General features: G+C 30.5%; 10 protein-coding genes. 2 read left to right on the top strand and 8 right to left on the bottom strand.

The annotated features are described in order from the left end of the window. Window positions 1–21 precede the first annotated feature (21 nt). From ABIK75_03440 to fusA, 8 genes are all read right to left on the bottom strand, one after another. Complete coding sequence (locus tag ABIK75_03440; protein MEO0090141.1) at window positions 22–2,349, bottom strand: hypothetical protein; 2,328 nt, start codon at window positions 2,347–2,349, stop codon at window positions 22–24. Further along, entirely contained in the window at window positions 2,346–3,299 is a 954-nt protein-coding gene (locus ABIK75_03445; GenBank protein ID MEO0090142.1) for a hypothetical protein, read from the bottom strand. The genes ABIK75_03440 and ABIK75_03445 overlap by 4 nt, the downstream gene beginning before the upstream one ends. 8 nt (window positions 3,300–3,307) lie before the next feature. Beyond that, a complete protein-coding gene (locus ABIK75_03450; GenBank protein ID MEO0090143.1) occupies window positions 3,308–3,961 on the bottom strand; it encodes a hypothetical protein in 654 nt (217 codons plus the stop codon). 215 nt (window positions 3,962–4,176) lie between these two features. Then, complete coding sequence (locus ABIK75_03455; protein ID MEO0090144.1) at window positions 4,177–4,788, bottom strand: hypothetical protein; 612 nt, start codon at window positions 4,786–4,788, stop codon at window positions 4,177–4,179. Beyond that, a complete protein-coding gene (locus ABIK75_03460) occupies window positions 4,785–5,675 on the bottom strand; it encodes a hypothetical protein (GenBank protein MEO0090145.1) in 891 nt (296 codons plus the stop codon). Before ABIK75_03460 ends, ABIK75_03455 begins: the two co-directional genes overlap by 4 nt. 17 nt (window positions 5,676–5,692) lie before the next feature. Continuing rightward, window positions 5,693–6,172, bottom strand: coding sequence for a hypothetical protein (locus ABIK75_03465; GenBank protein MEO0090146.1), 480 nt, complete (start codon window positions 6,170–6,172; stop codon window positions 5,693–5,695). 39 nt (window positions 6,173–6,211) lie between these two features. Then, on the bottom strand, window positions 6,212–6,397 hold the full coding sequence (locus ABIK75_03470) for a hypothetical protein (protein ID MEO0090147.1): 186 nt from the start codon (window positions 6,395–6,397) through the stop codon (window positions 6,212–6,214). A 194-nt stretch (window positions 6,398–6,591) separates the two neighbouring features. Further along, window positions 6,592–8,658 carry an elongation factor G gene (gene fusA, locus ABIK75_03475; GenBank protein ID MEO0090148.1) on the bottom strand — a complete coding sequence of 689 codons (2,067 nt, stop codon included), beginning with the start codon at window positions 8,656–8,658 and terminating at the stop codon, window positions 6,592–6,594. Window positions 8,659–9,456: 798 nt separating this feature from the next. On the opposite strand from fusA, the gene ABIK75_03480 reads away from it, so the two are divergent. Then, complete coding sequence (locus tag ABIK75_03480) at window positions 9,457–10,347, top strand: Omp28-related outer membrane protein (GenBank protein MEO0090149.1); 891 nt, start codon at window positions 9,457–9,459, stop codon at window positions 10,345–10,347. 105 nt (window positions 10,348–10,452) lie between these two features. After that, on the top strand, window positions 10,453–11,864 hold a 1,412-nt coding region (gene hutU / locus ABIK75_03485; protein ID MEO0090150.1), incomplete at its 3' end, for a urocanate hydratase.

Genomic DNA, 11,864 nt, shown 5'->3' on the forward strand with positions numbered 1-11,864 from the left:
ATATCCCCTTTGCTAAATCTTTTAGGGAAAGAGAATATTCCCCTTCTTTTTTATTAACTTTTCATCTCTTTTAACTAAACTACCTTTTATATCATAAATCTCAATTATAATTTTACCAGTAATATCTAAATAATATTCTAACATATCTTTGTAATAAGTTTTATTTAAACATAAAACAATTTTTTCGCTTCCTTCTAAATCTTTGCCTAAATATTCTTCTTCGTTTCTAAAGTATTTACCTTTTGTATAAAAGATATAAGTCTTCTTTTCTAAGATAGGAGAATTGCTACTACTTTCGGCAAGAAAAGAGATAAAAATATTTTCGTTCTTTTTTAGAGGAATTTTAACATTGTCTTCTTCATTTATTATATCAGTAATTTCACCATATAAGTTATGATAAGCAGAAACCAATTTTAAGGTTTCAATTTGAGTTATGGAAATAAAAGAAGATATTAAACCTAAATAATCAATTTCTGCCCCCTTTAGAAAAGAGAAATTTATTACTAACTCACCGTTATAATTTTTTAACTCTTCTCTTAAATCCCAATAGGTATATGCCCAATTTTTTCTTCCATAAATTGTTTCTGAGGAAGAAAAAGGCTGGTTTCTACCGCCAACAAGTTGTGTTTTACTTCTCAAAAGAATCACAATTATTCCGCCATTTGGCAAAGAAACTTCACCAAAATTGGCAATTAAATAACCGCTATCTTTTAATGAAAGATAATTATTATCAAAAGGTGTTAATATCTCATTTCGCCAATCTTTATTAGTATGGTCAATGAAAGAAATTGGTGAGATTGTATTTTGGTAACCAAAAATAAAATTATTAACAATTCCAATATTTAGGCTTTCGTTATGAGAAATTGACAAAAGAGAAAATTTATCAAAATAAGAAGAATCTTCATAATCTTCTTTAATAAAAATTTTATAAAAACCATCTTCTTCTTTTAAATTCTCTTTTAGAATATGATAATCAGTAGTTTCAGAAAAGGAAATTGGCAGAATATTATTATCTTCATAATATGTGGAAAAGGAATAGGGATAAATAATTGGGCAAGGGAGTTCACCCGGAGGCGGTTGAGTACCGCCACCTCCGCCGCCACTTTGATCAGAAATATAAAAAATAGAACTTCTCATATCCTGTATTGGTGGTTCATTTTTTATACTCTCAAATCTTGATTTAGCAATAATTTGAGCTTCATATCTGCCAGGATTACCATAGAAAGTAATTTCATAATAACCAGGTTCCTTATATTCATTATTAATTAATGTAATTGTATTAAGGTTTATGACTTTTAAAGTTACATAAGCAAAATCGGTAAGTTTAAATTCAATTTTGACACTATAAGGATTAGAAGCACGAGAAGCCTTAAAATCTTTAACTTCTACTCCTAAACGATAAATTTGGATTCCACAATCACTCTCCCATCTTCTTTCACCAATAATCATTCTGTCAAAATAAACCAACTTATTATTTTTTATTCCAATTGGAATAGTAATATGATTTATACCTTTGAATTGATTCCTGCCTGTTCCATAACTACCAAAAGTATAAATACTTTCACTTAAATCCTCTTTCCATCTTAAAAGTCTTGAATTAGAATTATCAGCAATCCATAAGGTTCCATCAAATTCAATGTCACTAATTTCAAAATCAAAAGTTCTTTCATTAACAAGAGTTGTCGTGTTATTATCCTTACGATGTTTTAATCTAACAATTCTTCGGCTATTACTATCTACGACATAAAGATAATATTCCTGATTATTTAAACTTCTTCCGCGGGCAATAATTCTTGGACTTTGTAGGCCCCAAAATTGTGCCTGAAAATTTCCATCATAATCAAATTTGATAATCCGATTATTAATTGAATCGCATACCCAAAAACTTCTTTCCGGACAAAGAGAATCGTTTGCCATGGTAGCAATGCCTAATGGAATAAAATTATAGGAAAAATTTCTTATATAAATAAGTGAATCTCTTTGCCAATCATATTTATATTTTAATATTCCCCATTCAGAAGAATTAGTTATAAATACATAACCGCCAGTATCCACAGCAATTCCCCGGAGACCTACAAAATAATTAGATATTAATGGTGGGTAATAAGCAGAAATATCTAATCTTGTTAAATCAGGAGAACTTATTTTTAGTATTCTATGCCAATAAACATCGTTTATGAAAACTAAATATTTATTTCTTATTAATCCAAATGAAATCGTAGGTTGGCCCATCAAATTACGTGCCAAATACGCTAGAGAAGTATCTCTTGTTAATTTTTTAAAAAAATTTAAAGTAATTGCCTGTAAGAAAGATATATAAAAAAGAAATAAAAAAAATAATATTTTCATTTAGCCCTCCTTTTTGATTCATAGTAAGAAGGATATTTTTCCATAAGTTCCTTTTCCCATTTAATCTTTTCTCTATTTTTTAAAGTATATTTTGGTCCACCAAATATAAAATTAAACTCCAATTGGCGAGTTAAAAAATGGTTAGGAAACTTTTTTTTCATTTCTTTAACAATATTTAACCATTCTTTTTCTAATTCCCTTCTTGCTCTTTCCTCCCTCATCTTAATAATTTTCCTTATCTTCTCTCTATTCTCTCTTCTTTCTTTCTCACTAAAACCTTCATAAACTTTGTTTAGAGTATAGTGCAGCAATTTATAATAAAAAAAGTAAAGATAAGGTAAAAGGTTACTATATTTATACTTTAAAATTAAATTCTTAATTTTGTTAAGTAGTACTATCTTACTTCCTAAAAGTATGGGATCTCTAAAGGAAGCTAAAAAATTAATTATTTCTGCCTCTTTTTCTTCTCTTTGGGAATTTCTAAAGAATAAAATAATAGAATCTAATTTTTCAAAAACTCCTTCTGGAGAACAATACACTGAAATTATAAAAAATTTGATCGGAAGAATTTCCTTTTGGGTAGGAAATAAAAAAGGTTTTCCATCTTTAGTTAAAAAATCTTTTAGAAAAACACAATTAAAATTTCCATATATAGAATCATTGGGTTGAATGATAAAAGTATCAAGAGAAGGAGGTTCAGCATCTATATAAATACCAAACAGAGAGAGGTCAAAAAAGAATGTATCTTTATTATGGACAAAATAAATTCTATCTAAATTAATACCAAAGGCCCAACCCTCTTTAAAAATTAATTTTTTGGGATTATTTTCTTTATTTTTAAATTTTGGTTGAATAAAAATTGGTTCCCAGATAAAAAGCGTTTCTTTTGGTGCCTCAAAATAAGGAAATTCAAAAGAATTAAATATTAAAAAAGTTAAAATATTTATCATATCTCCTCCTAAGGTTTTTGCCTTCTCATACGTTCTGCACAAGTATCACAAAATTTATCAGGTATCCTTTGGCCCGGATACCGGTGAGGATACATTATGCATTTAAGAGCGGTTGCATGCTCATTAAGATTAAAAGCATGTCCAATCTCATGGGCAATTGTTGAGTTAATTACCCCATATGCTTCACCCCCATACGTTTGTTTAATATATTTAACAGCAATAACACATCTTGCTTCACCACGTACATCAGGTCTACAATAACAATATCCTAACAAAATACTTCTTGTATCCCAATGGCTTATAAGAACATATTTCACACCACATACATAAAGACACCAACTATCACGCGCTTTTTGAACCCATCCTTTATAATAATCATAATTCCACCACAGCCGGCTGCTTAAATCATCTTTCAACACATCAATAGTTTCCTTGTCCGGGAAAATATCGGTTACATATTGATTGTCTAAAACTACCTTAATATCCCATATCGTATCTCCTCTACTCCTATCTCCCGGTCTTATTCTCTTAATTTCATTTTGAATATAATTAAAATAACCAAAATCCATCCGTATAGGATATAAGGTATCTTCAGTAGCATCTGCTTCTATTGCAAGATAACCTGTTGGAATATCAGGATCGGATACGCCGCATTTGAACATCATCATAATTATAAAAAATAATATCAATACTAAATTTTTCTTCATTAAAAATTATAACTATGAAAAAAAAAAGTCAATAAGAAAAATTAATTTTTTAACATCAATTTCGTCCTTATTTTTCAAGGATTTTTTGAAATTATAAAAATTTATTTGTTAAAAATAAGGAAGGGTATAAGAAAATTCCCTCTTTTCCAGAGAGAAATATCATTGCTTACCTATATCGCAATTTTTTGTAAATATCTGATAAACTGTGCCTGAAAATTTCCATCATAATCAAATTTGATAATCCGATTATTAATTGAATCGCATACCCAAAAACTTCTTTCCGGACAAAGATAATCGTTTGCCATTACTGTAATACCACAGGCACAAATTGAATAATCATACTCTCGCACATAATCCAATTTGTCTCTATCCCAATTATATTGAAGCATAGTAATTTTTGTTTTAAAATCACCATAAGGAAGAGTGGGACTTCCCGAAGTAACAAAAAGAATCCCACCAGTATCAACAGATAAAGAATGAATTCTGAAATAATAACACCAATTAAGATTACCTGGGTAATAAAAAGCATCTATCTTCCAATTTTTAGGGTTATTAAAATCTGTGCCAAATATTATAGGCATTCTTTTCCAATTTGGATCACCAATAATAGTCACAACTTTATTTAAATCTTTTCGACAGACACTTGCTGAAGCCTTTGGCATACCCATAAAGAATGCTCGCCAATATTTAAGAGTAGTATCTCTTGTTGCTTTATAGGTTAAAGAAATTGTTTGAGAAAAAATAAAATTAACCAACAATAGAAATAAAGAGAAAAATCTCATTTTCCTTCTAATTTCTTAATCTTCGCTTCAAACTGTTTAGTAATCATTTTTACTTCGTAATTGTAAGGATATTTTTTCTTCAATTTCTTATATAACTTGTACCCTTTTTTGGGGTCGCACATAAAATAATTTCCACAAATGTTAAATTCGTGATATTCTGTGAGAATATGATTTGGAAATTTTTTTCTCATCTTATTTAACATTTTCTCCCGTTCATAAACCCATCTCCACGGATTTTTTTTATCTTCCACATCAGTCTTTATAACTGATACCCAATTGATATAAGGAAGAAGGATAGTATCTTTATATTTTTCAATAAGTTTTTCAAGTTTTCTCCAATCGCCTCCAGACTCATAATATTTTATAAAATCAAAAAATTCTTTCTTTTTCTCATCTGTTGGCTCTTTAAAATAGAGAATAATACTATCCATATATCTAATAATACTGTCTCTGAATCCTTGCTTTTCTTTGATTACCAAAGGAGTCCAAATTTTAATAGGTGTATAAATAGTAAATTTTCCATATTTAAATGGTAAATATTCAAAATATGAAAATCCGGTTTTTTCCAGTAAACGAAAATCGCGATAAAAGAACGGTGGATTGATTATATAAAAAGAATCGCCCGGAAAAATAGTTATAGTTTCCCTCTTAACCCATCCTTCGATTACCAATCGGGGTATTTTATACTTCTTTCCTTCACAAATTATATAAAAATCAAAATAATCTGAGGGCCAATCCAAAATTTGCTGAAGAAAAGGTGTGTCATTTTTATAGCAGAAAATTGTAATAATGGGTTCACCAATAAAAAGGGTCTCCTTATACGCTACCCATTTGGCTTTTGAAAAGATTATATTAATCAAAAATAAAAACAAAATAATTTTTTTCATCTCTGTGCTTTTTAATTTTAAGGGTGATTACTTCCATATCTTTTAGGTAAATAATAATCACGAAACCTTTGTTTACAATTATCACAAAAGAATTGATATGTGTGGGGTTGTAAGTATGGATACATTATACATAACCACCAATCACAATGAGTAGTATCTTGTGGGTCAAATACATGACCTATCTCATGAGCAAGAGCCACTGCTTTTAAGTAGTCTACCTTCATGTTGTTTTGATAGAGAGCATAAATATAACCACCTGCTACTATTGAAAGAGGTGCCCAATATTCTTCTTTAACACAGAAAGTTATTCCTGCAGCATAACGACCAGTAGCAACATTATAAAGAGAATCCGCTATTAAAACATACAGACACCAACTATCACCTTTCAAAAGCCAAGTGTCTCGATAGGTGTAATTTTGTATTAATAATCTTATTGTCTTCCTATTAATAGTATCATAATTTTCTTCAGTAGTATAGCGAAGTACAGACGGAATCACATTTTCTAAATTATTATTTTCCCCATACTCCTTTATTTCTTATTTACCATAAATATTATTACTTTCTTTAATCGCATCAGAAATTATTCCCATAGAAACCCACTTTTCTATAGTATACTTTCTATAATCCACTTCTATACCAATTGTGGTATCCGGAATGTCTGGGATACTTCTACTTCCACCGCCTCCGCCACCACCGCCACAATCTACCTTATAAAATAGCATAAATAATACACTTATTATTAGTAATATATATTTCACATAAAAATTATAATCATGAAAAAAAAAGTCAATAAGAAAAATTAATTTTTAAACATCAATTTCGTCCTTATTTTTCAAGGATTTTTTGAAATTATAAAAATTTATTTAACAAAATACAATAGAAGGTATGTGAAATTATGGCAGGAAGAAATTATATTTTATCTGATCTCTAAATAAGGAAAGATTTTTTTGATTTCTTCTTCCGGTAGAATTTCGTAATGGGAGAAATGCATTGAATAAGTTGCCCGACCGGAAGATAAGGAACGGATAGCAGTAGCATAGCCAAAAGTTTCTTTTAAAGGGACTATACCTGATAACACACGATATTCTTTTATTACTTCTATATTTAACACTTTTCCCCTTCTTGCTATTAAATCATTGATAATTACACCAACATATTCTTCCGGTGTTAGAATTTCTATATTCATTATTGGTTCTAATATAGTGGGATTGGCATTTTTATAGGCTTCATTAAAGGCATTATTAGCAGCCATTTGAAAAGCAAAATCAGAAGGGTTTTCTTTATTGTAGTTACCGTCTAAAATTTCAATTAAAATATTAGTAATCGGATAACCAATCAATAAGCCACTATTAGTAATACCAATTAAGGTTTCTTCTATTTTCGGATAAAAAATTTCAGGAATTTTTTCTTTGTCTGTATTAAAAACAATGTTAATCCCTTTCTCTTTTGGTGCTATTTTGATAGTAATCTCGGCTTGATGTAATTTATTATCAATTATTCGGGAAAATTTACCAATACCAATACTTTCTTTCGTTATCGTCTCCCGATAAGAGACCTGCGGTTTACCAATATGGCAAGGAACTTTGTAATCTCTCTGTAATCTATCAGTAATAATTTCTAAATGTAATTCACCCATTCCCATAATTATCCTTTGACCGGTTTCTTCATCATATTTTACTTTAAATGTTGGGTCTTCAATAGAAAGCAATTCTAAACTCTCTTGTAATCTTTTTTCATCCTTTTTTGTCTTCGGTTCAATTGTTGCAAAAATAACTGGTTCAGGAAAAGTTAAAGGTTCAAAAGCGATTGGTGCATGTAAATCACAAAGAGTATAACCAGTTTTCACATTTTTCAATCCAACAATTGCTCCAATCTCACCGGCTTTTAACTCTTCTACTTCTTCTTGCTTATTGGCATGCATTAATAATATTTTATTTACTCTTATCTTTTCCATTGTCGGCACAACTAAAATCTGTTTACCAATCCTAATCTTTCCCGAATAAATTCGGAAATAAGAAAGCAAACCACGATTAAAATCATTTTGGATTTTAAAAATTAAAGCAGATAAAGGCTGAGAAATATCGGCTTTTCTTTCTTCTACATTATTATTTTTTGGATGAAAACCAACTACCGGTGGTAGGTCAATTGGTGATGGCAAATAATCAACGATTGCGTCTAAAAGTGGTTGGATTCCTTTGTTTTTTAAGGCACTACCACATAATACCGGATAGAATTTTAAATTTAAAGTTCCTTTTCTTATTGCCTTTTTTATTAAATCAATTTCTATTTCTTCTCCTTTAAGATATTTTTCTAATATCTCTTCATCTTCTTCTGATAAAATTTCTATCATTTTTTCTCTCATTAATTTTGTTTTCTCTTTATAATCATCCGGTATTGGTAATTTATCATATTTTGCTCCCAAGGTTTCTTCATGCCAGATATATAAAACCTGTTCAACCAAATCGATCACTCCTTGAAAGTATTCTTCTGCTCCATAAGGAATTTGAATAGGCAAAGGTTTTAAAGATAATCTCTCTTCCATCATTTTTATTACCCTTTCAAAGTCAGAACCAATTCTATCAAGTTTATTAACAAAAGCAATCCTGGGAACTTTATATTTATCAGCCTGATGCCATACGGTCTCTGTTTGTGATTCTACTCCACCAACTCCACAAAAAACAATTACTGCTCCATCTAAAACTTTTAAACATCTTTCTACCTCAATTGTGAAGTCTACATGACCTGGTGTATCAATAATATTAATTTGATGGTCTTTCCAAAAACAAGTAGTGGCTGCAGAGGTAATAGTTATTCCTCTTTCCTTTTCCTGAATCATCCAGTCCATTGTAGCAGTTCCTTCATCTACTTCACCCATCCGATAAATCTTTCCGGTATAATACAAAATTCTCTCAGTTGTTGTGGTCTTACCTGCATCAATATGAGCAGCAATCCCAATATTTCTTATTCTTTTTATATATTCCATATATTTTATCAATTTTAATAAAATCAAGTAATTAGTCAATTTAATTAACTATAAATATTGGGCTAGAAAGGTTATCTTTATACCTGTACAAGTATTTGATTTATAAAAACTTATAGATATATACCATTTTTGCTATTTTGTAAAGAGAGTTATATTTAGATAGCAATATTCCTACCAATTATTTAAGTCCTACGGAATTATAAGAAATAAATTTGATATTAAAGTCATTAATAAAGCGAATATCGCCACCATTAATAAGGCGAATATTATTGGCATTAATAAAAATATTATTGTTCACATTAATAAAATTATTATTATTCACATAAAGGAGACCTACCCCCTATTACCCCCTCCTCAGAAATTTTTCTCCTCTATTAACCACCCTCGAATAACAAAAAGCTCTACGGGTAAAATATCGAGTTTTATTCTAATTCACAAATTTCCTATTAAATTAATAGTCATTATAATAATTATAGCAAAAATAAAAGATTTGTAAAGATAAAATTTGTTCCCAATTGTAAATTTATTAATAAAAGAAATCATTACCATAATAAGAATGAAGTCTTTTTATTCTTAATTTGTAACCATTATTTAACACATTTACTTCTTTTTGTTGACTTTATAAAAAATATTATTAAAATATTAATGATGTCTTCAAAATCGGAGGTTATTATGAAAAAATACCTTCCTTTATTATTTACTTTAATTTTTATTTCTTCCCTCTATTCAGCAGAAAGGATTGTTGTCGCTGAAGAAGCCTACCAAGAAGGTTGAGGTTCCTGCGCGACAGCCAGCAGTGTGCTGGACCAAATATCTTCAATATATCCAACAAGAATTGCCGCAATTGAAATGCATGTCTCTTCGGCTTATCCACTTTATTGTGCAGAGGCAAGAAGTAAAATGTATATGTATCCACCTCCTTACTATTATAATGGTCAATGGTATTATGTAACTCCTTATATGTGGTACGATGGTAAAAAAGGTGGCACAAGTTATTATAATTGGCAATATCTTTTGGAACAAAGAATGGGAGTTACTTCTGATTTAAATTTTGAATTTTCCGGTTGGTATAATCCAAATACAAGAAATGGTCATATTGAATTGACAATTACTAACGAATCTGGTAATCCAATTACTGGTCGGCTTCAATTTGTAATTACTGAAGATAGTATATATTATTCAGCACCAAACGGTGATGTTTGGCATAATCATGTCGCAAGAGATTATTTACCCGACCATAATGGTGAAATAATTACTGTGCCAGCAAATAGTTCTATTTCCCGAAGTAGAGATTTTACTATTTCTACTAATTGGAATCCTGATAAATGTAAAATAATTGCCTTTTTACAAGACAATAACCTTCAACCCGATTCAACAAAAGAGGTTTATCAAGGCGGAATGATAAAAATTAGGGAATTGACCGCTATTAGCGAAGTTACTAATATTTCTCCAAAACTTACTTTTATTTTCAATACTGGTAAACCAAAAATTAAATTAACCTGTGGAAATGAAGGTGAATTTGTGCTTCAAATATTTTCTACCGACGGAAAGGTTCTTCAGACAATCAAAGATTACTTTGTTGGCAAAGAAAAAGAACTTTCTCTTAATCTAAAAACCAAAGGAATCTATTTCTACAAACTAAACTTCTCCGGTAAGGAATACCAAGGAAAACTTGTTAATCTACAGTAATTAATCTTATTTTATTTATTTAATTTTTGGGCGGAGTTCTAATTCTCCGCCCTTTTATTTTTATTAAATTATTGACAGATATTTATATTTAGTTATTATTTAATTATGGGAGCAATTGAAACATTAAAAGAAAAAAAGATTAAAGCACCTCAGGGAAAAAGTTTATCTTGTAAAGGTTGGCATCAAGAGGCAGCATTAAGAATGCTTTGTAATAATTTAGACCCGGAAGTTGCTGAAAAGCCAGAAGAATTGATTGTTTATGGTGGTTGTGGAAAGGCAGCAAGAAATTGGGAATGTTTCTATGCGATTGTTGAAGCATTAAAAAATTTAGAAAATGATGAGACCCTTTTAATCCAATCAGGAAAGCCCGTAGGAATATTTAAAACCTTTTCTTATGCACCAAGGGTTTTGATTGCCAATTCTTTATTAGTTCCGGCTTGGGCAACTTGGGATTATTTTAGAAAATTAGAAGCAATGGGATTGATAATGTATGGTCAAATGACCGCAGGTAGTTGGATTTATATTGGAACACAAGGGATTATACAAGGAACCTATGAAACCTTTGCCAGTTGTGCCAAAAAGCATTTTGGGGGCTCGTTAAAAGGAAAATGGGTATTGACTGCGGGAATGGGCGGAATGTCCGGTGCCCAACCTTTAGCAGTCACAATGAACGAAGGAGTAATTTTGGATGTGGAAGTTGATCCAAAGAAGATTGAAAGGAGAGTAAAGCAAGGTTTCTGCGATATGATGGTTTTTGATTTGGATGAAGCATTAAGATTGGTCGATGAAGCAGTAAAAAAGAAAATTCCTCGTTCTATCGGTTTAGTTGGTAATGCGAGCGATATCCATCCAGAATTAGTAAGAAGAGGAATTATCCCTGATGTTTTAACTGACCAGACATCGGCTCACGATGAGTTAAACGGCTATGTTCCAGGAAGGATGAGTTTAGAAGAGGCATTAGAATTAAGAAGAAAAAATCCCGAAGAATATATTAAAAGAAGTTATGAATCAATGGCAAGACAGATGGAAGCAATGCTGGAAATGCAAAAGAAAGGTGCAGTTGCCTTTGATTACGGAAATAATATTCGTGGCCAAGCCTATAAAGCCGGAGTTAAAGATGCTTTTAATATTCCTGGTTTTGTTTTAGAATATATTAGACCACTTTTCTGCGAAGGAAGAGGTCCTTTTAGATGGGTCGCTTTATCAGGAAATAAAGAAGATATCTATCTCACCGATAAACTTGTTTTAGAATTATTTAAAGATAATGAAATTTTAGTCCGTTGGATTAAACTTGCCGAAGAAAAAATTCCTTTCCAAGGTTTGCCAGCAAGAATCTGTTGGCTTGGTTATGGAGAGAGAGCAAAATTTGGATTAGAGATTAATAAATTAGTAAGGGATGGAAAGATTGAAGCACCAATTGTTATTGGCAGAGACCATTTAGATACTGGTTCAGTGGCTTCACCAAATAGAGAGACAGAAAAAATGAAAGATGGTTCCGACGCAATTGCTGACTGGCC

The organism is candidate division WOR-3 bacterium, assembly GCA_039801725.1.
Lineage (GTDB): Bacteria > Hydrothermota > Tepidihabitantia > Tepidihabitantales > DTDR01 > DTDR01.